Raw genomic sequence first — 25315 nt, 5'->3', positions numbered from 1 at the left:
GTAGCTAATCGCAAAAATTCCTATTATTCGGTTTTTTTACATATGGGTTTTTTGCATAATAGTATGTCAAATATAGTGGGTCTGATCGTTAAAGCAGCAGGGCAAGCTGTTCATTAATAGGCAATTTGGTATGGATTTTGATTTTAATTTAATTTTAGTGCCGTTGACGATAGGCTTAGGTATTATTTGGCTATTGGACAAATTGGCGCTTAAACAGCGTAAGACACGTGGGCATGGCAAAGAAAGCTTATTGGTACGCTGGGCTTATGATTTCTTCCCTGTATTGGCAGTGGTATTGATAGTACGCTCGTTTTTGATCGAGCCTTTTAATATTCCTTCCTCTTCTATGGTACCAACGTTATATACGGGTGATTTCATTGCCGTCAATAAGTATGCTTACGGCGTGCGGCTGCCGCTAACTTATAATAAAGTGTTAGATACGGGTGAACCCGAACATGGTGATGTGGCTGTATTTCGCTATCCTGAAAATCCTAGTATTTATTATATCAAGCGCGTTATTGGTTTACCGGGCGATACAGTCAGCTACAACCAAGGCACTTTATCTATTAATGATGTACCCGTTGAAACCAAACCCATAGATTTTGCTGCAAATGCTGAGTTGACGTCACAGCTGTATTTGCCAGGGCAAGCAGGTCCAGGACAAGTGCTGACAGAAGAGAGTGCGGCTACCATGGGTCAACAAGAAGAAGGCGTGGCGCAGTACTTTCAAGAAACACAAGGCGATAATACACACCTTGTACGTTATCTGAATGGCATGAATAGTGCTCAGTACGCACCTTTTTTACAACAGCAATCACCAGAAGTCATTGATTCAGAAGGCACTGAATGGCGTATCAATGTGCCAGAAGGCCACTATTTTGTTATGGGTGATAACCGTGATCGAAGTGCCGATGGTCGATTCTGGGGCTTTGTACCTGACGAGAATCTGGCTGGTAAAGCTGTTTATATCTGGATGCATAAGCCACCAGGGTTAAACTTACCTACCTTTGAACGCAATGGTTCTATCAATTAATGAGTGCAAGAGTCTCTATTGTTTGATTTACCAATAATAGTTTTATGCTAATATTATGACTATTTAATGAATAGCTACTTTTAGTATTCAGATTTTTTAAACAAACGCTAGTATCAATTGTTATTGACCAGTAGAGGGCTAGGGTAATGCAACAGTTATCTGGATTGGCGACGCAGCGCGGTGCAAGTGTGACAAGCATTGTTTTGACTATTATCCTTTTAGGCGTTGCGATCAAACTGATGATTGCGATCATACCCGCTCAAATTGGTGATTATCAATTGACAAAAACATTAAGCTCCCAGCTTAGAGAAGCAAACAATAACAACGAGACCACCAAGCAGTTCATTGAACGTGTTGATAAACAGCTATCTATCAATGCTGATTATGACACCAAGGCTGAAGATGTCATTATTTTTACTGATAAGAAAGCAGGGCAACTGGCTATTCGTAAGCAGTATGCCGTGACCAATAACTTTTTCGGTAATGTTGATATCCTCAATCGCTTCGAAGGCGATATCGATATGGCAACCACCAAATAGCTTAATCATTTTTTAACTTGCTCAATAAGACTTAAATTTCCTTTATAGAATCAATCACTACATACCATTATTTAATCAATCAGTAACACAGAAGGGATAACCATAAGCCACGCATGAAACCAACTTCGCAACATTCCCAAGCGGTTCCTATTCCCCAAAAAAATAGCACGTCTGTCGATACGCTTGTTGTTAGCTCAGAATTTATTCAACGGTTAGCGGTATTAACGCGTAAGTTGGGTTATGTCTTTAACGATTTGAGTCTCCCCAAACTTGCATTGACGCATCGATCGTTTGATAGCAAAAAGAACTACGAGCGTTTAGAGTTTTTGGGCGATGCACTTTTAGGAATGATCGTAGGAGAAGCTTTATATCACCGTTATCCTGGTCAGAATGAAGGGCGTCTGACACGTATGCGTGCGACTTTGGTACGCCAAGAGTCATTGGTGATTATTGCCCAAAATTTAGAGCTTTCTAATCATCTGATATTGGGTGTCGGTGAGCGTAAGGGTGGTGGTCGTAACCGTGCTTCTATACTGGCTGATGCAGTAGAATCTTTGATTGGTGCTATTTATTTAGACAGTCAAGATATGGACATCACGCGTAATTGTGTTCTTTCTTGGTATGGTGATTTGATTGATAGTGTGAACGATCAAAAGGCGTTAAAAGATGCCAAGAGTCGGCTGCAAGAATGGCTACAGTCTAAGCAGTTTGATTTGCCAACTTATGAGCTGATGGAAACTCGAGGTAACGCGCCAAATCAAATTTTTGTCGTGCGTTGTCATGTCAATATCCAAAATTGTGCTGATATTACAGAGTCTGGTGAAAGCCGCCGTATCGCTGAACAAAAAGCGGCAGAGCTTATGATCAATCAATTACATAAATTACCAAATTCAGCCAAGAAGCGTTCGTAATTTTTATGAGATTTACTATAAATCTAAAATTATGATACCTTTTTTAAAAATTATTTTAACAAGTACTTACTCTGCTTATCTTAGAGATTGCTTGTTCTAAAACCTTATCTATTTTCCAGCTGATACTGGTTTCGCTTTTTAGAGCTGACCTAACCATACTGCCTTCGGCTGGTTATAAACCCTATAGGATTAACTATGCACAATCATACTGATTTGCCACCGAACAATGAAGATAGTGCCAACGATATGACTGAAGATACACATATGACGCCAAAGCAAGTAGACCAAGACAGTGCTGATATCATGAACGAAGATTTCGCATCAGAGAATGATTTGGCGATTGAAGAGTTCTTTGCACCAAGCAGTCATACGCGCATCGCTGACGATTTTAAGGCTGGTTATGTTGCCATCGTTGGACGTCCAAACGTTGGTAAATCGACCCTGATGAATCATTTGTTGGGTCAGAAGTTGTCTATTACTTCACGTAAGCCGCAAACTACCCGTCACCGTATCCATGGAATTTTATCCAATCATGAGATGCAAGCCGTGTTTGTTGATACACCAGGTATTCATCGTAATGAAGTGCGGGCTATTAATGAGCGCATGAATAAAGCGGCTGTCTCTGCGTTAGTAGACGTTGATTTGGTGCTATTTGTGGTTGACTCGGACCAATGGCGTGACGATGATCTATTGACGTTGCAAAAGCTTGGTAATACAGACTTGACCGTGGTACTGGTGATTAATAAATCGGATACGTTAAAAGACAAAGGCAGTGTGTTGCCGCTTATTGAGACCTTTAATGACAGCTTTGATTTCGCTGATATCGTACCAGTCTCAGCGCTGAAAAATCAAAACTTAGATCGTCTGCAAGAAGTGATTGCGTCTCATCTGCCAGTCGCTGATCCTATTTACGACACAGAGCAAATTACTGACCGCTCAGAACGATTTTTGGCCAGTGAAATTATTCGCGAAAAGATCATGCGCAGTGCCGGTGATGAAGTGCCTTACGATTTGACCGTACAGATTGATGCCTTTAAAGATGAACCGGCCCATGTTGATCCAAAGACTGGTCGGCCGCGCAAGGCTTGTACTTTTATTGATGCCACTATCTATGTAGAACGTGGTGGTCAAAAAGCCATTATTATTGGTGACAAAGGTCAGCGTATCAAGCAAGTTGGTATGGATGCTCGTAAAGACATGGAACAACTTTTTGATAAAAAAATCATGCTGACGCTTTGGGTAAAAGTGAAGCGTGGCTGGTCTGATGACGAGCGTGCGTTAACAAGTCTTGGTTACTGATAGGACGATTATAATAGCCTTGTGTCAGTCAATTTAATATGTGCAAGGCTCAATGCTGAGGTAATCAAAAATGCGTAATGAAGCGTTAGTCGGTTATTTATTACATCAGCGCCCTTATCAAGAAAAGCGTGCCTTATATTATTTGTTTTCTCAGCAACATGGTGTGATCCACGGAGTGGGGAAAAAAGGCGCGCCACTATTTATGCCTTTGCAGCTTTTTGCGACAGGCAAACGTGATCTGAAAACATTCAGTCAAATCGGTATTGCATCGAATAATCCTTCTCAGGTCAAAACAACGACAGAAGAAGAGACTGTTATAAGCTCATTGCCTTACGAAAACATCACTGGTCAACATCAATATTCGGCATTGTATTTAAATGAAATACTGTGGCGACTGTTGCCGACTGAAGACCCAATGCCAGTATTGTGGCAGCATTATCAAAACAGCTTACAACAACTCAGACAGCCTTTGAGTGCCAACGAGCTGCGTTTGTGTCTGCGCCAGTTCGAACAGCACTTATTTAATGAATTGGGTTTTACCTTGGCGTTGACTCATGATAGCGTCCAGAACCCTATTGACGCCGATAGTTCTTATCGGTTTTTGCCTGATGTGGGCTTAATGCCTGTTTTACAAAATACGGCGCAATCTGAAAATTTAGAGAGTTCGACAAGCCAAAGCATTTTTATGGGCAGTGATATTATAGCGATGGCGCAGTTGGGCATTACTGAAACCACGCTTAATCAATGGTCAAAACTACATCGTTATCTGATTGATCATTTGCTTGATTATCAGCCGCTGCAAAGCCGTTTATTATGGCAACAGCAGCAGCGTTATCAATAAGAATTTTATCATTGCTAACCTAGCTTATGCCTCAAAATAAAAACAGTGGTAATGGGACAGTTTTTAATTTCTCCTAAATATAAAGCTTGCTGAAAAATTTACACCAGTAAAAATTACTTATAAGTCAACTGGGCATCATTATCAAAAGGATTTCTTATGACCAATACATCATTAGAGTCATCGAACAGTACGCAAAAAAAACCTTTATTGGGCGTCAATATTGACCATGTTGCTACATTACGTCAAGCACGAGGTGTCAGTTACCCAAGTCCTTTGGATGCCGCTCTATTGTGTGAAAAAGCAGGAGCAGACGGCATTACCATACACCTGCGTGAAGATCGCCGTCATATTCAAGATTCAGACGTCTATGAGATAGCAGAGCAATTAACGACTAGAATGAATTTAGAAATGGCGGCAACGACTGAAATGCTAGCGATTGCTTGTCAGGTCAAACCATTTTGGGTCTGTCTGGTGCCAGAAAAACGCGCAGAGCTGACAACAGAAGGGGGGCTCAATGTTGCAGGGCAGGTTGCTGGATTGACAGAATATATTCGTACCTTACAGACCGTAGGTACGAAAGTTTCATTGTTCATTGATCCAGATGACACACAAATCTCTGCCGCCATCAGCTGCGGGGCAGATGCTGTTGAGCTACATACTGGCGCTTATGCTGAGGTATGTTTGACAGAGGATACGGGCGCTCAAAATGCTGAGCTAAAGCGGATCAAGCAAGCCGTTGCCTTTGCTCAAAGTATGGATCATAAACTTCTGGTGAATGCAGGTCATGGTCTGACACGTAATAATGTTAAAGCAATCGCACAAATTGAAGGTATTTACGAGCTGAACATCGGGCATGCGCTTATCGCTGATGCTATATTCGTAGGCATTGAACAAGCCGTTATTTTGATGAAAAACGCCATGCACGAAGACAACTAATGATAGGGTTGATCGGTTTTAGGTATCATCGCAGTGAGTAGGATGGTTTTCATTAAGTTTTTGTTTAACAATGCCTGATAGGTTGAATGATATAAGATACATTGCTTTATTATAAGCAACCGTTGGACAATACTTAATGTGACCAAAATGACCTCTAGGAGTGCCACTATCGCCCCAGAATTTGGTGTAGTGGCGCCTATTGCCTACTCGTAAGCTTAGCGTACTGTATTTGAGGTTTAACGATTGCTGATTTATTAACACATCTACTTGAGCATCATAATTTTTGCTGTTACTTTTATCTATAAATACCAAAAGCATTGTGCCACCATCTCTTTGGCAGTGTCCTTCTTCAGTAGATAGACACACAAGTACATCCTCTTTCCTGATATAACTTTCCGCTTTGGCTAATGCGAGTGAACGCTTTACCTGACTTTGAATACGTTTGGCTTCCATACTTGCTAGTTTTGTTTGTACCGCAGGTGCTGCCACAGTCACTAAAATTGCTAATATAGCCACGGTAATCATGAGTTCAACAAGGGTAAAACCTTGCTTGGCAATATGGTTGGCGATGTTCCTACTTACGATGACTTCCGTCTTATGTCTCGTTATCTTATTAAAAACAGTATTTCTTCGAGACAGAACAAAGTAAACCATAGGGCAGATCAGCTTATTAAAGAGAAGGGAGATAATGACAGCCAGTTTTCTATAAGGTAAACGTCTCTTATAAAGTGGTTTCATAAAATAGAGTTATCTGTAATAAATCATTCGATTTAAAAGCCCAGCTTGACTTATTAGGTAGATATTAGATTTTAATGAAATAATGTTGGCTTTTTAATTATAAACAGAATATATGTCTACTGTCAAAAAATGTTTCAATTAGTGAATGAAGGTTTTTAATAATAGAGAAAAATTATCAACTGTATTAAAATACGCTCAGACAATAGATGCTGTTACCTTTACAATCTATTGTGAACTGACATACAAAAGATAAAAAGCGTAAGGTGTGTTAGTTCTAGGTAACTTCAGCTGGTTATTGTGTTTTAGTTACAACATTATCGTGTAATAATGTGTAGCTGGTTAACGAAAAAAGTTGTAAACTGAATTGATAATCGCTAAGCTACTCCTTAATTGGTTGTGCTTTGTAACTTTAAATGCGTGAAAGATGTCTATTTTAGAGCGTCTTGAAAATCGGTTTTGCTTAACGCATCACTAAAATTATCCTTTGGAGGAAGTCCATGAAATTGAATAAAATTGCTCTAGCTCTGGTTGCCGTAACAGCTGCCCCTCTAGCAGCTAACGCTGGCGTAACGATTAGCCCATTGTTACTTGGTTATCACATGACTGAAGAGTTTGGTGATACGTCTGATAAGCAACGTGATATCCTTAAAACTGGCAAAGATCTTTACGTAAACGCTGATGGTCAGTCAATTGATGGCCGTGCTGGTCAAGTACCAAACGGTGGAGTCGCTCAAGAAAGTGGTTTATACACTGGTGCTGCACTAGGTATCGAATTGACGCCTTCTACTCAGTTCCAAGTAGAATACGGTGTTACAAACACTAACGGTGAAGCTTCAGAAAAATCAGCGGATGCTGGTGTTAACCGTTTTGACGTAGAACAGACCATGCTTTCTGGTAACTTCTTGATTGGTACTGAAGAATTTACTGGCTATACAGACAATGCACTTAAGCCATATGTACTAATCGGTGCTGGTCAGTCTAAAGTTAAGGTAGAAAACCAAGAAACTTACGGTCCTGCTGAAGGTTCTTCTGTAGGTGTAGTTGAAGCTGGTACTGAAGTAACAAGTTCTAAAGACACTATCGGTAACCTAGGTCTAGGTGCTATGTATCGCATCAACGATGCACTAAGCTTACGTGGTGAAGCTCGTGCGATTCACAACTTTGACAACAACTGGTGGGAAGGCATGGCTTTGGCTGGCCTAGAAGTAGTACTTGGCGGTCATTTAGCGCCTACAGTAGCTGTACCACCGATGGAAGAGCCAGTAGTTGACAACACTCCAGTAGTTGTTGTTGAATCTGATCTTGATTCTGATGGTGATGGTGTAGCTGATAGTATCGATCAGTGCCCAGGCACTCCAATGAACGTAGTTGTTGATGAAGTTGGTTGCCCAGTACCAGTAGATATTACTGATGAACTGAAAATGGAGCTACGTGTATTCTTTGATAACGACAAATCAGCTATCAAAAATCAATACAAGCCAGAAATCGCTAAAGTAGCAGAGAAGATGCGCGAGTATCCTAACTCTACAGCACGTATTGAAGGTCATGCTTCTAAAACAGGTCCTTCAGCACGTTATAACCAACGTCTATCTGAAGCTCGTGCCGTTGCTGTTAAATCTATGTTAACTAACGAATTCGGTGTTGCTCCAAACCGTCTATCAACTGTTGGCTATGGTTATGACAACCCAATCGCACCAAACGATACTGAAGAAGGTCGCGCTATGAACCGTCGTGTTTATGCCATCATCACTGGTGACAAAACAATGACTGTTGAGCAAACTAAAGATATGGTTGTTCAGTAAGTAATAATCGATTGATTATATTGTTAAATATACAGTTACAAAAAAAGCTACCTAATGGGTAGCTTTTTTTATTTATACATTCAGAAAAGTAAGTTATTACATAAATTTATGAAGCAATAATGTTATACTACCTCCCGAAACATTCTGTAGATTGACAGAATGTACATTAGCATAGCTATCTGTATGATGAATTTATCAGTATAGATATATGATTGTATTGAAATTATCTTATTCTAAATATTTTACCTATTGTAAATTCTATCGTGAATAAACCTTCGATCTCTATCTGATTTATAAAAAACGTTTATCCAGCGGCGCTTACTGCTACTGCACTTTTTTAAGACAAAACGAGCATTTTATATGGCGAACGATATCAAACACCTGCGTAACATTGCAATTATTGCCCACGTTGACCACGGTAAGACGACTTTGGTTGATAAGCTATTACATCAATCTGGTACTTTTGGTGACCGCGCAAACATTGCTGAACGCGCAATGGACTCAGGTGATATTGAGCAAGAACGTGGTATCACTATTTTGGCTAAAAACACAGCCATTCGATGGACAGATCAAACTTCAGAAACTGAGTATCGTATCAACATCGTTGATACCCCAGGTCACGCCGATTTTGGTGGTGAAGTTGAGCGTGTAATGTCGATGGTAGATTGCGTACTTCTAGTGGTAGATGCTGTTGATGGTCCAATGCCTCAGACTCGTTTCGTAACGCAAAAAGCATTCGAGCAAGGTCTAAAGCCGATTGTTGTTATCAATAAAATTGACCGTCCTGGCTCACGCCCTGACTGGGTAATGGATCAAATCTTTGATTTGTTTGACAATCTAGGCGCAAGTGATGAGCAGTTGGATTTCCCAGTTGTTTATGCTTCAGCTTTGAATGGTATTGCCGGTTTAGAAGCAGACGCTTTAGCTGATGACATGACGCCGCTTTTCAAGACCATTGTTGATGTTGTACAGCCACCACAAGTGGATGCTGATGCGCCATTCCGCATGCAAATCTCAAGTCTAGACTATAATAGCTTCGTTGGTGTTATCGGTATTGGCCGTATTCAGCGTGGTAAGATTTCAACGAATACGCCAGTCACTGTCATTGATAAGCATGGCAAAACACGTAACGGCCGTATCCTTAAGATTATGGGTTATCACGGTCTTGATCGTATTGAAGTAGAAGATGCACAAGCAGGTGATATCGTTTGTATTACTGGTATTGATGCACTGCATATTTCAGACACAATCTGTGATCCTAACAACGTTGAAGCATTACCAGCACTAACAGTAGATGAACCTACGGTTTCTATGAACTTCCAAGTAAACAATTCGCCGTTTGCTGGTCGTGATGGTAAGTTTGTGACGTCACGTAATATTCGTGAGCGTCTTGAGCGTGAACTGATTCATAACGTAGCACTACGTGTTGAAGATACTGAATCTCCTGATAAATTTAAAGTTTCAGGTCGCGGTGAGCTACATTTATCTGTATTGATCGAAAACATGCGCCGTGAAGGTTTTGAGCTTGGTGTATCAGGCCCAGAAGTTATCGTAAAAGAAGTAGATGGTAAACTTCAAGAGCCTTATGAAAATGTTGTTTTCGATATTGAAGAAGAGCATCAAGGCTCTATCATGGAACAAGTTGGCTTGCGTAAAGGCGAGATGACTAACATGGAGCTTGATGGTAAAGGTCGTATGCGTATTGAAGCAACGATACCAGCTCGTGGTTTGATTGGTTTCCGTTCAGAGTTCTTAACGCTGACTTCAGGTAGTGGCATCATGACGTCAAGCTTCTCACATTACGGTCCGCAAAAGATCGGTGATGTTGGTGGTCGTTCTAACGGTGTATTGGTTTCTATGGCAAATGGTACTTGCTTAGGATTCGCACTGTTTAACCTACAGAAGCGCGGTAAATTGTTTGCTGAGCCACAGCTTGAAGTTTACGAAGGTATGATTGTTGGTCTTAACTCGCGTAACGATGACATGGTTGTTAACCCTACCACTGCTAAGCAGTTAACCAACGTTCGTGCTAGTGGTACTGACGAAGCATTGACATTGACACCAGCTGTTAAGTTTACGCTTGAGCAAGCACTTGAGTTTATTCAAGATGACGAATTGGTTGAAGTAACACCAAAAGCTGTTCGTATCCGTAAACGTTACCTCACTGAAAGCGAGCGTAAGCGTCACGGTCGTAGCAAAAAAGGTGCTTAATATTTTGGCTTAATCAAAGTCAACCAATAAAAAAGGCTAACGCGATGTTAGCCTTTTTTTTGTCTATTTAGATACTCAGAGTGCAGATATAAATGTGTCCGATAAAACTTCAACCATCTAGCAACGCGTTAAGGATTAACGACAGGCGTAACGACGACATTATCATTGGTGTTGATTAGAATCTCTGATGGCCGATCGACGACGATACGTACAAGATTATCATTGCTGACCACTTGCGACTTATAATAGTTGTCTTCAGCAACAGTACATCCAAGGCAACGACCCATCGCGTCCCAAGGCTCTACAAAAAGCTTTTGCTGTGCTTGATCTGCATTACCGCCGATCAGTGAAAAAGGTAGACTGACAATATAAGCAGCCGTACCAGCAACGGCATTAACCAGTTGTAGAGGTTTACCTACGACAGTATCAACCATCATTGTGCCATAAGAAGGGCCAAAATCTGTTTCGTCGATTTCTATGGCTGCCAAGGCAGGCTGCATACTCATGACCAATAAACTTAAGCTTGCAGCAACAGTAAAAAATTTCTGCTTTACTGTCTGTGGCTTCTTGGCTTTGACAATCATAACGATATCCTAAAATTCACAATTGGTAGGATTATTAGTTGGTATTATTTCTACTAAGAAGAATAACAACAACATCAATAAATTGGATATTACAGAAAAATAAATCATATGCACTATTTATGTAAGTGTCTACTATATTAAAGCAAGATGCGCCTGAATAAGCAATAAAAATACGTGTAATCGCTCATCAGTGAAAAAAATATAAATATTTGATTCAAAACGATTGGTGATAATATTGTCTTTTTTATTCAGAAAACAATTAGTAATGAGATTCTAGGTAGCGTTTAAATCAATGGCTGACACAAGGAGCAGTAAACACTGGCTCGACCATTGAGTTTGACGTTTTCGAGTACCGTTTGACAGTGTAAACAGGCTTCACCTTGTCTACCATAGACGTTCAAGGTTTGCTGAAAATACCCCGTTTGACCATCAGCAACGGTAAAGTCTCGTAGTGTAGAACCGCCAAGCTTAATTGCTTTTTGCAAAATAGTTTTAATATGTCCAACCAACGTTGTTATTTGATCATAAGACAAATGATGGGCAGGGGTAGCGGGGTGAATGCCAGATAAGTACAAGCTTTCTGTCGCATAAATATTACCAACACCAACCACAACCTGTTGTTCCATAATGACTGACTTTATAGGGCGCGTGATAGGTCGTGAGGATTTGCTTGATATAACAGTCTCGACAGCTTTGTTTTTATCGGCACTCTTAGTACGTTGAATGAGATGGTACAAATAGTCTGCCGTAAATGCATCTGAAAGTGGTTCGGGACCGAGATGGTCTAATAGCTTACTGCCATAATCTTGATACCATAATACTGACCCAAAGCGTCTGGGATCATAGTAGTGTAACTGTGATCGTTCGTTATTAGTGTTAGTAAATTCGATGACCAAATGATCATGTTTGCGTTTGTCTGTGCCATAACTGAGCTGTTGTAAGCTGCCCGACATTCCTAAATGAATCAAAAGCTGACGCATTTTTGGTCTATCAGCTTGTGGGGTAATATTTGATACTGTAGATGAAAAATTGAGTATCAGGTATTTTGCCCTGCGCTCGACACTATCTAATACATAGTCCACTAGCGCGTCTAAATCATCTGGCATTACCCAACGCAGCTTCGGCTGAAAGATTTTGATAGCAGTAACTTTTTGCCCCAATAGTGGGGTGAGGCTGGTTTTCGTGGTTTCTACTTCAGGCAATTCAGGCATAATATTTTATGATAACTCTACGTTAAAATGGATAGATTGTGGTTCAATTCGGTGTTTAAGCAACGGCACGACGGGCGTGCAATATGCCATGCTGCTGCTCTAATTTGGCTAAAAGCTTAGACAGATGGGCCAGTCCAGAGACTTCGATATGAAACTTCAAAAATGCAATATTATCGTCATTACTTAACGTCTCAACTTGACGAATATTGACATTTTCTTTATCAATAATTTGGGTCAAATCGCGTAGTAAGCCACGTCTGTCGTACGCTTCTACATGAATATCTACTGGTTGATAGCGCCCAGATTGAACACGCCATGCCGCTGCTATCTCACGCTCAGGATCACGCTCGATAAGGCGTAAATACTCCGGGCAACCACGATTATGGACGCTAACACCACGTGACAAAGTGATATAGCCTGCAATCGGCTCACCATGTACAGGGTGACAACAACCCGCGAGATGAACTTCGATATTATCTAAACCGTCAATACGGATTTTATAAGCATCGAGTTTGCCAGTATCTCTAGTATCTACACTGAGGACAAAATCTTCTGGCGGCTTCTCTGGTTCTAAATGCAGCTGCCGAGAAATATGGCTGGTCAATTGATTGAGACCAATATCGCCTGTGACCAATCCAACGATGATATCGTCTGTGTTATTGACATTAAAATGTTGAGTATAATCATTTAAATCAATACTGTTGGGATGTACTGACAGACGCTCAAGCTCTTTACTGAGCATTTGACGTCCAATCTCAATATTTTTATCACGGTCTTGTTTATTAAACCATTGGCGCAGTTTTGAGCGTGCACGGTTGGTATGAATGTAACCCAGCGAGGCGACTAACCAATCTCGGTTTGGCTCGCGTGACGCCTTAGTGATGATTTCAACCTGTTCGCCCGTTTTTAGCTGATAGGTCAGTGGCACGTAGCGCTGGTTGACACGAGCGGCTTGTGCACGATTACCCACTTGCGTGTGCACGTAATAGGCAAAATCAAGCACAGTCGCACCTTTTGGTAGCTCGGTGATATCACCATCGCGACTAAAGATATAGATGCGTTCAAGTTCGTCGAAATCAACGAGCTGCTCTTCTTCGTCAAAACCCATCTCATCTATCTCTTCACCTGTCAGTAAAGAGGAGCGCAACTGGTTTCGCGTTTCATTATTGATCGATAACAATTGACGAAGAGAGCTGATTCTTTGGTTCAGATAGTTGTCTTTTTTGTTTTTTAGACCTTCTTTGTAATTGACATGGGCACACATGCCAAGCTCAGCTTCAAAATGCATTTCATGCGTACGAATCTGTATTTCAAGAGATTTGTTTTCAGCAATAACGGCGGTATGTAGAGAACGATAACCATTAGATTTGGGATTGGTGAGGTAGTCATCAAACTGTTCGGGAATATAACGCCATAAACCATGCACCAAACCAAGCACATGATAGCAATCTGCCGGATTATTGACCAATACGCGCAGTGCACGAATATCGTAAAGCTGATCAAACGATAAACCTTTCAGCTTCATTTTTCGGTAAATAGAATAAATGTGTTTGACACGTCCCGACAGTTCAGCCTCGATATTGGCTTCTATCAAAGCGTCATTTAATTTTTTTTGTACGCGCTGGATATAAGACTCGCGCTCACTACGTTTTTCCGACAAAAGTTTTGCAATTTCTTTATAGCGATCAGGCGCAAGATAACGAAACGCCAAATCTTCTAACTCCCATTTGAGTTGAGCGATACCCAAACGGTGGGCTAGTGGTGCATAAATAGTCATGACCTCACGTGCCACGCGATTCTGACGCTCTTCCTTTGAAAAGGTCAACTCTCGCATGGCGAAGGTACGCTCTGCCAATTTAATCAATACCACGCGTACATCGTTGGTGACAGAGATCAGCATGCTATAAATATTTGAGAGCTGATCACGCTGATTGTTGACGAAATGGTCTTCTAAGCGTTTATTGCTTTCAATGATTTCAGACAGCTTACCCATGGCCAATGTATCTTTAACAAGGGTTGATACGTCAGTGCCAAATTTCTTTTCGATATCATCAAGGCTAATCACGGACTTACGAGCACTACGGTATAGCATGGCTGCGACCAGTGCGTCCTCATCTTGATACAAGTAGGTTAAGATGTCAGTCATACCGATACCAGTAACATAGGCGCCTGAACGCTCAGACTCACTGGTATTCATATGATTACGGATAAATTCACAAGCTGCACTGAGATTGGGTACAGACTCTTGCCCAATACGTTTGGCAACATTGTCCAACCACGTTGGCACATCAATATTTACTTGATCTAAATCAATGGTCTCAAGGTCTTTTTCTGAAAAGGTCAGCTTTTTACTGATAAAGGAATTATCAGCGTAATCGTTCTCAATCTTTAAATCGTCACTATGAAAAGAATGCAATGCCGAGCGATCAAACGTCGTGTGTAATTTATTGGTAGACAGCTGGTATTTGATATCGAGTGGGATTTGTGCATAGCTGTTGGCAGACTGATGAGAACGTTGGCTTGCGACCAGTTGTGCGGCAAGCGCTGCACTATCGGCTTGTGTGGTCTGTCCATCCACTAGCGGCAATCCTTCACGAATTTTTACCATAGCCGACTCCTCTTAGCTATCCTGAATTGAACATAACTTCATCTACAATGTAAACACTTTGAATGGGTAGATGGTTAAAATACCAGCCACAAACCAGTCCAACTGCTAAAAATCTGTATTTTTGGCAATTAAAAAGCACACGTGCAATATATAAAGCTACGAGTATGAATATTCACTATGCTTTGACTAAACAAATATAGGAAGATTGTTGGTTATTATCTCATTTTAAGGGTACAAATCAAGCGAGGCTATGTAATGTCTGTACGACATTAGGGTAAACAGCCGTTACTCATTAGCTCAGCTTAATATAGGTTTGAAATAAGCGTAAGTTATTGAAAAACGGCTATTTATTATTTTGATGGGGGCAGTAGGTTGAACGAAATATTAAATGGCTATCTTTTCAAATCGAGCAATGGATTCAACGTGGCCTGTGTGGCAGAACATATCCATCACGCCCGCGTGCGTCAGACGATATCCTTGCTCTAATAAAGCTTTGGTATCGCGTGCAAGCGTTGCTGGATTACAAGAAACATAAACGATTCGCTCAGCATTGAATTTAGGCAAATATTGCATAATTTCCCATGCACCAGAGCGTGGCGGGTCAATTAATAGTGCGTCGAAGCCTTGATTGGCCCATGGCTTATCAGTGCAGTCTTGCGTTAAGTCTTGGCTATAAAATTCAGTATTGTTGATGCCGTTGCGACGTGCATTATCTGCTGCCCGTAAAGTCATTGCCTCACTACCTTCCACCCCGATAACCGACCCTGTTTCTCCAACAAGTCGCGCCAATGGTAAGCTAAAATTGCCAAGACCGCTGAATAGATCCAAGACGCGTTCACCTGCTTTTAAGTCCAGCAAGTCACAAGCAAGCTTGGTCATTTGACGATTGACAGACAAGTTCACTTGGGTGAAGTCAGTAGGGATAAATTCAAAAGTAAGATCATACTCTGGTAGCTGGTAATACAAGCGCCCAAACTGCTGGCTCATGTCATCGGCATCTGTCAGAGCAATACGTTCAATACTATCAACGCCTTTAGATTGTAGATACAGCTGCCAATTGCGCGCTGCAAAAAATGTTTTTAGCTTATCGATATCAGCATCTGATAATGGCTCTAAGTTACGGACAATAAGAGCAACAGGTTGATTGCCATCTGGTAGCTCTGGGATTTGCTCACCCATCGCCAACTCAAGCTGAGCGATCTTATCGCGGCTCTCTAACGTACCAATCAAGGTTTTGAGATTCTCAATCTCAAAACCAATACGCGGATCTAAGATATGACACTCATTTAACTCAGCCAAAAAATTACTTGAGCGTTCACGGAAACCGACCAAGGCCGTTTCTTTTTTGACAACATAGCGAACACCAAGTCGAGCTTTGGTACGATAGCCGAGGCGGTCGCCAACGACTGGCTCAAGCCAATGATCGGGCGCTGCATTGGCTTGATGCATAAGCATTTCTGCCAATACAGATTGTTTAAAATTGATTTGACCAGCAGGTTCCCAATGCTGCAAATTACAACCACCGCAAACGCCGAAGTGCGGGCAGGGTGGTACGGCACGCTCAGGGTTTGGGTTGGCAGTAATGCTAATGGCATCGCCTTCTTCAAAACTATTACGAACATTGGTCAATTTGACCACAGCACTTTCGCCCGGCAATGCAAAACTCACAAAGATTTTTTTACCATGTTTTTCTTCAGCATGACCATCCGCGACGCCAAACCCATTACCATATACGGCAACACCGCGACCATCGTGCGATAAGCCATCAATAGTGAAAGGCAATGGCTCTGCTTCTTTTAGACGACGACGTGTCTTTGAGGAAGGCTTGGATTTTTTCTTATTAGGGGGAATTGCAATATTTTGAGTGTCACTGGCTTTTTGCGTCGCATCAAGCGCTGTCGGTGTTTTTGAATCGGTGGGTTGCATAAACCTGCCTTAATAATAAGTGATAAAGAACTGAAAAATATGTACAAAAGCCATGCCTGAGAACAGTGGGCTTTACGAGTGGGGTGCTGATGACCAATCAGCAATAAAATCTTGGTGGCGCGCACTGCCATCCGCATGAGTATATTTTACTAAATAGTCATGGCTTTGCTGCTGCCAAACCTCAAAACCTGAAGAAGACAACTGACCGGTCAAACGCAACCAGCGCAGATAGATGAGCCAAGTATTCATAACATCAGACTCGCAATATATCGACAGCGTTTGCCAATCGCCATTATTCACAAGATCGCCAACCATGCTACCATCGACATCTGTTTTACCAGGTAATCCATACAAGCTTGCGACCACATCCATGGCTTCACGGCGACTGGCACCATACTGGCTAAATCTGTCCATCAAATCGAGATGACGAGTATGAAAGCGATTGACGTAGTTATCAAAGCGCATGTTTTTAATACGTTCGCCTTCTTCAAATAACCACGGCGCTGACAAATCATATTGCATGGCGCGATATATCAGTACTGGAATGTCAAAGCCTGAACCGTTCCAACTGATGAGCTGAGGCAGTGTTTCAAGGTCGCTGAATGCGCGAAAAAACTTGGTAAGAATGTCTTTTTCACTAAACTTGTCGGCCGTTAATGAAAATAACGACAACTTACCATCCTTGATATATAACGCAGAAATGCACACAATACGCTGTAATGGTAAGCGCATAAAATCATGTCCCGCTTCTTGGGTACGTATCGCCGTCAATGCGCTCAATGTATCAGCATCGTTGAGTGAGGCCAATTGAGGATAAATACGGCGAGCTGCCTCAATATCAGCAACAGTTTCGATATCAAACACTAAGATAGGGTCAGATGGTAAGGCTTGTGACATAAGTAATCCTGACTATTTATAAGCTTATAGTTAACCTACTATAAAAGAGGTGCTGCGTTAACGTCTTTTATATTAAATAAACCATACTGATCGGTAGTGCCTGTGGCATTAACTAACTTTGTACTAAATAACTTTGCATTAATTGACTGCTATGCTGTCATCAACATTGTATAGACCGGTCGATAAATAACGATCACCGCGATCGCATACGATAAAAGCAATCACAGCATCAGGATTTTCTTTGGCTACTTGAGCGGCAGCCCATGCTGCTGCACCTGAAGACACACCCGCAAAGATACCTTCAGTCTTTGCCAGTTTACGCATATAAACTTCTGCAATACGCTGATCGACATCCATGACCTCATCGACCAAATCTGCGTCAAAGATACCTGGCATATAAGCCGCAGGCCAGCGACGAATACCAGCGATAGAAGCTTCTTCATCAGGCTGAAGCCCAATAATTTTGATGTCTGGGTTTTGTTCTTTCAGGTAGCGTGACACACCTGTGATCGTACCTGTCGTACCCATTGAGCTGATAAAGTGAGTGATTTTACCCTCAGTTTGTGCCCATAGTTCAGGCCCTGTGGTTAAGTAGTGTGCCTGACTATTATCAGGATTGTTAAACTGGTCTAATACAATACCGTCGCCATTTGCTTGCATTTGTAACGCTAAGTCACGTGCTGCCTCCATGCCTTCATCTACCTCGATCAAGGTTGCTCCATAAGCAATCATGGCGTCTTTACGTTCTTGCGTTGAATTGGTTGGCATCAGCAACGTCATTGGATAACCGCGCATGGCAGCCACCATCGCCAAAGCGATACCTGTGTTACCACTAGTGGCTTCTATCAACGTGTCACCAGGCTTGATATCGCCGCGTTGCTCTGCTTGATAAATCATATTAAAAGCAGGGCGGTCTTTGACTGAGCCAGCTGGATTGTTACCTTCAAGTTTGGCCAATAAGGTTGCCCCATTGGTGATTTGTTCTTGCTCAGGTAGGCGCTGCAATCTGACTAATGGTGTCTGACCGACGCAATCGGCAAGGGCAGTCACTTGAGTGATAAAGTTGGCGTTTGACATGGCCGTAGTGGACATACAGTATCCTTATTAGTTTTTGAAAGGTATTTTCAAACAGTCGTATACGTTTTTTAATGATAATTATGGAGCTAAAATTCACGCTTTAGTATGGTGCTTATCCGTATAAGCTAATGATTTATCAGCTAATTGTAGCAAAGTGATTTTATTAAACTAATGATGCGCAAGAAGTTGCGTCATTATATCACTTTGTTTTTGGCTACGCTGAGGGCATCAAGAGATTTTGGTAAATGAGCAGGCTTTATCTATATTTAGCTGTAAAAATGATTGTAGCCATAGACACCGTTGCAATCGGTTATTAATAACGAATCATTCACTAATGCTGTTAAAATACCCACAATACTCAATGAATAAAAGCAACTTATCACTGCTATCTATACATTGCAAAAAACCTATTAGAGAGTAAAGATTGTATGGCATACAAAAAACGTTTTGATACCAGTAGCGCCTATGGTCAGCTCATCATATTGGTATTTTTACCAATTTGTGTACTAGCGGCGGTCGGCGGCATTTTGGTCTTTTACGAAACCATGCGTGCCAGCAATTCAGAACAAGAGGTCTTGGCTGAAGCAGTATTGATTCGTCATACGCCAGTCATTGCCGAGCTGGTTCCTGAGCTATTGGAGCAAACGCAGCAATCAGATAACGAAGCGAATGTCGATGAAACAGAGGCGACCAAGCTTGAGGGCATTCGAGATAAGCTGGGTCGTATGCAGTCTGAACAACATGTACAACGTATTGCTATTATCAATGAAAACAATCAAGTACTCATGGCAGTGGGGTATGGACTAAATGAAGAATGGCCACTGCTGGATGTCGATGTAAAAGAGAGTTTTTTGTCGCAAAAACCCACACCTATTGGTACGGCTTATGGCAGCCTATTAGGGGATTTTGACGGGCAAAAACTGTGGCTGCTAGTAGATATGGACAATGAGCCGCTGTATATTGCGCGTTATCGTATTGCCATGGCGTTAGTGATTACGGGCTTGTTTACCATACTGATTTTATTGCTAAGCTTGAATATTTATTCAAAGCGCTGGATAGCACCTATTTATGAGCTACGTTTGCAGCTGCAACGTACGGATGTCGAAAACCTATACCAGCCCATTCCTGTTGAGTCGGATGGCGAGCTAAATTTGTTGCAACAAGACTTGGTTAAGACATTGCGTCGTTTACACAGAAGTTTTCAAGAACTTAAAGATCATGCCGAACAAACAGAGGACGATCTACGACTCGCGTTTGATGAGATGGAAATGCAAAACATCTCGATTCGTAATGCCCGTGATGCCGCTATTTCAACCAGCCAAGCCAAGTCAGCATTCTTGGCCAATATCAGTCATGAATTACGTACACCCTTAAATAGTATTGATGGCTTTATCAATCTGCTCGCGCGTCATGGTGAGTTAAACCCTGAGCAAGACTTGTATGTACAAACCATACGCAAATCTTCAGCACATTTATTGGCATTGGTGAACGACGTTCTCGATTTTTCTAAGATTGAAGCGGGCAAGCTGGTGCTGGATCGCCATGAGTTTGATCTCTATGACACCATTTATGACGTGGTCGATATGCTCTCACCTGTCTCGGCGGAAAAAGGTCTGCGCATGGCAGTGCTGTTTTACAACGATGTACCGATGCGTATTAATGGCGATGCGCTCCGTCTCAAGCAAGTATTGACCAATATCGTGGGCAACGCGATTAAATTCACTGACAGTGGGGATGTGGTAGTACGTGTCAGCTTGGACGATCACCGTGACAATTACCTGATGATTAGCGTACAAGACAGTGGTAAAGGCATCTCGCTTGCCGATCAAAAAATGCTGTTTCAAAGCTTTAGTCAAGGCGACCCATCAATCACTCGTCAGTATGGCGGTACAGGGTTGGGTCTGGTCATCTCCAAGCAATTGACGCGACTGATGGGCGGTGACATTGGGTTTCATGACAATGCGCAAGAGAACATCGCCAATCAAGGCGCAACGTTTTGGTTTCGTATGCCAGCGCATGTCGATGTATTGGAAGCCGCTACTGGACAAATGATCGAGTTGCCGGTATTGGCACCATTGGCAAGTGACACTGACGAGTTTAACGTATTGGTATGGATCAATCACACAGCATCTATACAGGTACTCAAAGCCAGTTTGCAGTATCTGCCAATCAAACTGACGCAAGCCAATTCCTTACCAGGCGTCCTTGAATCCTTAAAAGAGCGTGGCAATTTTTGGGATTGGGTCATTGTTGATGATGATACTCAGGACGATATGATGGCGTTACTTAAGCAAATTCGACTACATTATCAAGGCAAGCTTGCGGTATTTGGTTATCAGGTGGCGGCTGATCAGGCATTATTAAACAGATATCATGCCAATATTCTCTACGAGCCTTTAGACAAGCGTCAGCTTTATGCCATGCTTGATACGCAAAATCGCAGTGTTCCAAAAAATATGCAAGAGCCACGTTGGAAAGGCGTAACCGTGCTGGCCGTCGATGATCATCTACCCAATCTACTGGTGCTTGATGCGTTGCTTAGTGAGCTTGGTATTCAGGTGATTACAGCGAGTAGCGGTTTTGACGCTATAGAAATCATCAGTAAGCAGCACACCAAAAACCTCAAAACGGCAAAGAGTGGCAAGCAAAGCCTCTCAAATAAAACCCAACTCTCCAAAGCCGAAGCTCGCGATGAAATCAGCAAAAAATCACCTGCTGCGCTTTATGCCGAAGAGACAAGTGGCGAAGAAAAAGGAGCTACTCAGGACAAGAGTCATATTGATTTAATCTTTATGGACATTCAGATGCCGCGTATGTCAGGGCACGAAGCGGCCAGACAAATTCGTACGATTGAAAGTGATGACAACCGCGTACCCATTATTGCGTTGACTGCTCATGGCTTGGCTGATGAGAGAGACAAGCTGATTGCGAGTGGTATCAATGACTATGTGGGTAAGCCCATCAGTCAGCCGCAGTTATTACAAGTATTACAAAAATGGCTGGGTCGTACGACAACCACACCAGAATTAACGGCATTGCCAGATACCACCTTACAAGGTATCGACTTGCAAGAGAGTAAAGCTGCGTTTACAAACTTGCAAAATCGATCTTCTCCAGATGGCTATTTCCATGAGAACGTTGAGCGCAATATAGATATTGGCGAATACTCGACATGGCCTTCAGACTCTACCATGATTGCTTATCCGTTGATCCAGAATAATGAGAATGGTCAAGAAAGCAGCTCTGAGATGGTCACTCAGCGCAAAATAACTCGGCCATTATCTTTGAAAAAAATTCGTGACGATTACTTGCGTGATAGTCAGCCACGTGAGGATTATAGACGAGAGACGCCGCGTGATACTCAGCCACGTTATGAAAGCTTACGCTTACAAAAACAAGGCACTACCTCATTACTTCATCCCTCGAATGGTACGGCAGATAATTTCAATGATGAAGCCACAGCAAGTATAGAGTTAGCACAGTATGAGCAAGAAACAACAGGGTTTAGCAATCATCAATCACATCCAAACCATTCGCGGATGGATGACCTCAATCTTTTAGAAATATTAGATTGGCAAGACGCCTTGACTCGCTCCGCAAACAAACCTGATTTGGCAGCCAAACTCATCATTATGATGCTGGATACCATCAATGATGAAAAGCAGGCATTGACGCAAGCATGGGAAGCCCGTGATCGTCATATGCTGGCGCAAATTGCTCATCGCATATTGGGCGGGAGTCGTTATACGGGTGTGCCGCAACTGCGTCAGGCCAGTCAAGACTTAGAGGATAAGTGTTTATTGAACCTCCAGCATATTACGCCTGCACAGTTTGCCATGCTTGAGCCTTATTATGTGGCACTAATAACCGCATTAAATAACTTACAAACATTAGATCTGTCTGCTTATCCGCAGCTGAACTATCATCGTTTGAGTGAAAACGACATGACATGGAAGATGATATAACTTGGATAGGTTTGATGCTCAGCTAGCGAGTTTACCGAAGCAGTCAATTATTGCTACGGTAGAACAAATAGAAGCCTGCTAACATTGCTGGTATCTATTCTATCTCTATTCTTTAATAAGGACTGTTATGAACGCGATTGCCACTTATCAGTATGAGACGTTACAAGTCAGCATCACCAACCAGATATTGACGGTTACTTTGAATCGTCCCCACAAAAAGAACGCCATGAGTTTTCAGCTAATCAATGAGCTGATTGCCGTGGCAGGTCGTATCGGTAAAGACAAAACCATACGTGTCGTCATTTTAAAGGGTGCAGAAGCAACATTTTGCGCAGGTATCGATTTGGGCGATTTGAATCATCCAAAGAATAAAGCATTTGCCTTTTGGGAGCTTGTCAAACCATGGCAGAGTGCCTTTCAACGTGTTTGTCTGGTTTGGCGTGAATTACCAGTACCTGTTATTGCTGTTTTGGAAGGCTATTGTATTGGCGCAGGGTTGCAATTAGCGCTGGCTTGTGATGTGCGTATCAGTCACTCTGATTGCCAATTATCTATTATGGAAGCCAAATGGGGCTTAGTGCCGGATATGGGTTTGACACAATCTGCCTTTGGGATTGTACGAGAAGATGTACTAAAAGAGCTGGCAATGAGTGCACGCATTATCGATGCCAATGAAGGTATGGCACTCGGTATCATCAGTCATTGTAGTGATAACCCACTTGAGCAGGCGCAGGCACTCGCCGCTGAATTTGCCGAGCGTTCTCCCGATGCTGTGCTGGCAAGTAAACGTATCATCAACGCCATGTACCAACAACCTAAAATCACGTTATATAAAGAAAAAATATGGCAGCTTAAAATGATGCTGGGTCACAATCGTAAGCTGGCGCTTAGAAAAGCCAAGCAAGCCAGTACCGCATTTGCCAAGCGTCAGTTCAATTGAAGATTTTTCATTAGAGAAGGTGAATATGGTGACAAATGAGCTGAATAGTAGATAAGGGTTGGTTGGTGTCATCCGTCTATCGAAACACAAGTAATCAATACGATATAAAAGTATCTGCTGACTAATATAAAAGTAACGGTGATATAAGTAAATGTGCCTTATAATTGCGGGCTGTTGTTGATAAAGCTTGTCAAAATAATAAATAAAGAACGGTGAATAAAGAAAGTATAAATCATAAAACTAACACTATATAAAATGGTCTGAATATGTCTGCTCCAAAATCCTCTCTACCCAATAAACCCATTGCTTCTGAACGAGTGCGCTCTGCTGATTTGCCTGTTGCATGGATTATGATGCTTGGACTTATCGTAGCGGTAGGACCGTTATCTATTGATATGTATCTGCCTGCGCTCCCGTCTATGGGTGATGATTTTGGCGTGTCAACGGCTTTTATGGCCAACTCTGTTCCGGCGTATTTTTTGGGTTTGGTATTCGGTCAGCTGTTTTATGGACCATTCAGTGATCGTGTTGGCCGCGTTAAGCCTTTATATATCGGTATGACTTTATATGTAATCGCCTCGGTTATTTGTGCTACAACCAATAACGAGTACGTATTATTTGTTGGACGTACAGCGCAAGCACTTGGCGCTTGTGTGGGCGCCGTGGTGACAAGAGCGGCAATTCGTGATCGTTTGACTGCCAAACAAACTGCTAAAGCTTTTTCTATCATGATTTTGGTGATGGGCTTAGCGCCAATACTTGCCCCTTCACTTGGTGCATTGTTTTTGAAATTTTTCAGCTGGCATTCTATTTTTTGGTTTTTGGCAGCCTTTGGTGCGCTGAATTTATTATTGACCAAGTTTTTCTTTTTCGAAACTTTGACGGAAGAAAATCGCAATGTGCGTCCTGCTAGAGAAGTTTTGAGCCAATATTGGGATTTGTTGAAAGATCCAACTTTTAACTACCCAGCGATCGGTGGCGGCCTGCTTATGGGCGCAATGTTTGTCTATATCAGCTCAGCTTCTGAATTAATTATGGACACTTATGGCGTCTCAGCGACACACTTTGGCTGGTTATTCGGTATGAATGCGGCGGGGTTTGTCGGTTTGACTCAGCTTAACCAGTGGCTTACCAACCGTTTTCGTATTTTAAGTATCTTGCGCTTTGGCGCGATGATGCAGGTTGTTTCTGCAGGCGTCCTATTTACCATTGGTTTGATATTGGGTACGGATGCGTGGCTGCCATTGGTCCTTGCTTGTATTTTCTTTTGTATTGCAGGATTGGGTTTGACCCAGCCGAACGCTTCTGCCATCGCATTGGCCTTTCAAAAGCGTCGCGCTGGTATGGCTAGCGCACTACAAGGCTCACTCATGTTTTCGGTCGGTATTTTTGGGGGCTTATTATTAAACCTGTTCCCAGTCAATCCCGTCCTAAAAGTTGGTATTGCTATGTTTGCATTGATGAGCTTAGGTACATTCCTTGTTTGGAAGATTGATCGTAATTTAAATCTTGATGAAACCGATTGATGTAAAACATCGATATCTCTCTTTTATAGTGCAAAAGCATTCATCATGTATGAATGCTTTTTTTATGGCTGCTATATTCCTCTACGTCTTTAGAACACCTCTCTAAATACCTGTTTGTTGAAAAAATATTACTTGGTAAATATAAACCTTGGCTTCTTTTGCTTTATTAGAGAAATTATACGTAATGACGGAACATAATTATTGCAATAGTAAAATTAGATAAGTATTATCTAACGTAACTTTCTGTAAGTAAATATGTAGAGATATTACT

General features: G+C 42.0%; 18 protein-coding genes. 11 read left to right on the top strand and 7 right to left on the bottom strand.

What is annotated here, in order from left to right; all coding sequences use genetic code 11:
• The first annotated feature begins 130 nt into the window (after window positions 1-130).
• The 6 genes from lepB (at window position 131) to pdxJ (ending at window position 5559) form a co-directional block, all read left to right on the top strand.
• Window positions 131-1033 (top strand): signal peptidase I, encoded by a 903-nt coding sequence (gene lepB, locus FW759_RS06215; protein ID WP_353670937.1) that lies wholly within the window; start codon window positions 131-133, stop codon window positions 1031-1033.
• A gap of 146 nt (window positions 1034-1179) precedes the next feature.
• Window positions 1180-1572, top strand: coding sequence for a DUF4845 domain-containing protein (locus FW759_RS06210; RefSeq protein WP_095569096.1), 393 nt, complete (start codon window positions 1180-1182; stop codon window positions 1570-1572).
• Window positions 1573-1685: 113 nt separating this feature from the next.
• Window positions 1686-2483, top strand: coding sequence for a ribonuclease III (gene rnc, locus FW759_RS06205; RefSeq protein WP_443529554.1), 798 nt, complete (start codon window positions 1686-1688; stop codon window positions 2481-2483).
• Between the two features lie 264 nt (window positions 2484-2747).
• Window positions 2748-3782, top strand: a complete 1035-nt coding sequence (gene era, locus FW759_RS06200) for a GTPase Era (RefSeq protein WP_443505493.1) — start codon at window positions 2748-2750, stop codon at window positions 3780-3782.
• Window positions 3783-3852: 70 nt separating this feature from the next.
• A complete protein-coding gene (gene recO / locus FW759_RS06195; RefSeq protein ID WP_443505420.1) occupies window positions 3853-4623 on the top strand; it encodes a DNA repair protein RecO in 771 nt (256 codons plus the stop codon).
• 156 nt (window positions 4624-4779) lie between these two features.
• Window positions 4780-5559: a pyridoxine 5'-phosphate synthase gene (pdxJ, locus tag FW759_RS06190; protein ID WP_446442462.1), complete on the top strand. Its 780-nt coding sequence runs from the start codon at window positions 4780-4782 to the stop codon at window positions 5557-5559.
• A gap of 18 nt (window positions 5560-5577) precedes the next feature.
• Here pdxJ and FW759_RS06185 read toward each other — a convergent pair whose 3' ends face one another.
• The gene (locus FW759_RS06185) at window positions 5578-6297 is read right to left on the bottom strand and encodes a pilus assembly FimT family protein (protein ID WP_446442461.1); all 720 of its coding nucleotides are present in this window, start codon (window positions 6295-6297) and stop codon (window positions 5578-5580) included.
• Window positions 6298-6794: 497 nt separating this feature from the next.
• Here FW759_RS06185 and FW759_RS06180 point away from each other — a divergent pair, with 497 nt between their 5' ends.
• Both FW759_RS06180 and typA read left to right on the top strand, forming a co-directional pair.
• Window positions 6795-8099: an OmpA family protein gene (locus FW759_RS06180; RefSeq protein ID WP_353670941.1), complete on the top strand. Its 1305-nt coding sequence runs from the start codon at window positions 6795-6797 to the stop codon at window positions 8097-8099.
• Between the two features lie 360 nt (window positions 8100-8459).
• Window positions 8460-10310, top strand: a complete 1851-nt coding sequence (gene typA / locus FW759_RS06175) for a translational GTPase TypA (protein ID WP_062843818.1) — start codon at window positions 8460-8462, stop codon at window positions 10308-10310.
• Window positions 10311-10438: 128 nt separating this feature from the next.
• Here the strand turns inward: typA and FW759_RS06170 are convergent, their stop codons facing one another.
• The 6 genes from FW759_RS06170 to cysM all read right to left on the bottom strand — a co-directional run bounded on the left by FW759_RS06170 (window position 10439) and on the right by cysM (window position 18628).
• Window positions 10439-10894, bottom strand: coding sequence for a hypothetical protein (locus FW759_RS06170; protein ID WP_095569090.1), 456 nt, complete (start codon window positions 10892-10894; stop codon window positions 10439-10441).
• Window positions 10895-11178: 284 nt separating this feature from the next.
• Window positions 11179-12105, bottom strand: a complete 927-nt coding sequence (gene mutM, locus FW759_RS06165; protein ID WP_446442460.1) for a bifunctional DNA-formamidopyrimidine glycosylase/DNA-(apurinic or apyrimidinic site) lyase — start codon at window positions 12103-12105, stop codon at window positions 11179-11181.
• Between the two features lie 55 nt (window positions 12106-12160).
• Window positions 12161-14713, bottom strand: coding sequence for a RelA/SpoT family protein (locus FW759_RS06160; RefSeq protein ID WP_446442459.1), 2553 nt, complete (start codon window positions 14711-14713; stop codon window positions 12161-12163).
• Between the two features lie 384 nt (window positions 14714-15097).
• On the bottom strand, window positions 15098-16639 hold the full coding sequence (gene rlmD, locus FW759_RS06155) for a 23S rRNA (uracil(1939)-C(5))-methyltransferase RlmD (protein ID WP_446442458.1): 1542 nt from the start codon (window positions 16637-16639) through the stop codon (window positions 15098-15100).
• A gap of 72 nt (window positions 16640-16711) precedes the next feature.
• A complete protein-coding gene (locus FW759_RS06150) occupies window positions 16712-17536 on the bottom strand; it encodes a ribonuclease H-like domain-containing protein (protein WP_446442457.1) in 825 nt (274 codons plus the stop codon).
• 138 nt (window positions 17537-17674) lie between these two features.
• On the bottom strand, window positions 17675-18628 hold the full coding sequence (gene cysM / locus FW759_RS06145) for a cysteine synthase CysM (protein WP_446442456.1): 954 nt from the start codon (window positions 18626-18628) through the stop codon (window positions 17675-17677).
• A gap of 413 nt (window positions 18629-19041) precedes the next feature.
• Here cysM and FW759_RS06140 point away from each other — a divergent pair, with 413 nt between their 5' ends.
• The 3 genes from FW759_RS06140 (at window position 19042) to FW759_RS06130 (ending at window position 25044) form a co-directional block, all read left to right on the top strand.
• Window positions 19042-22578 carry an ATP-binding protein gene (locus FW759_RS06140; RefSeq protein ID WP_446442455.1) on the top strand — a complete coding sequence of 1179 codons (3537 nt, stop codon included), beginning with the start codon at window positions 19042-19044 and terminating at the stop codon, window positions 22576-22578.
• A 127-nt stretch (window positions 22579-22705) separates the two neighbouring features.
• Window positions 22706-23518 (top strand): crotonase/enoyl-CoA hydratase family protein, encoded by an 813-nt coding sequence (locus FW759_RS06135; RefSeq protein ID WP_131393453.1) that lies wholly within the window; start codon window positions 22706-22708, stop codon window positions 23516-23518.
• A 266-nt stretch (window positions 23519-23784) separates the two neighbouring features.
• Complete coding sequence (locus tag FW759_RS06130) at window positions 23785-25044, top strand: multidrug effflux MFS transporter (RefSeq protein WP_062843826.1); 1260 nt, start codon at window positions 23785-23787, stop codon at window positions 25042-25044.
• Window positions 25045-25315 lie beyond the last annotated feature (271 nt).

The organism is Psychrobacter sp. 1176_08 (assembly GCF_052850615.1).
Note: the sequence above shows the minus strand (reverse complement) of the source record. Positions and strands in the feature narration are given on the sequence as shown.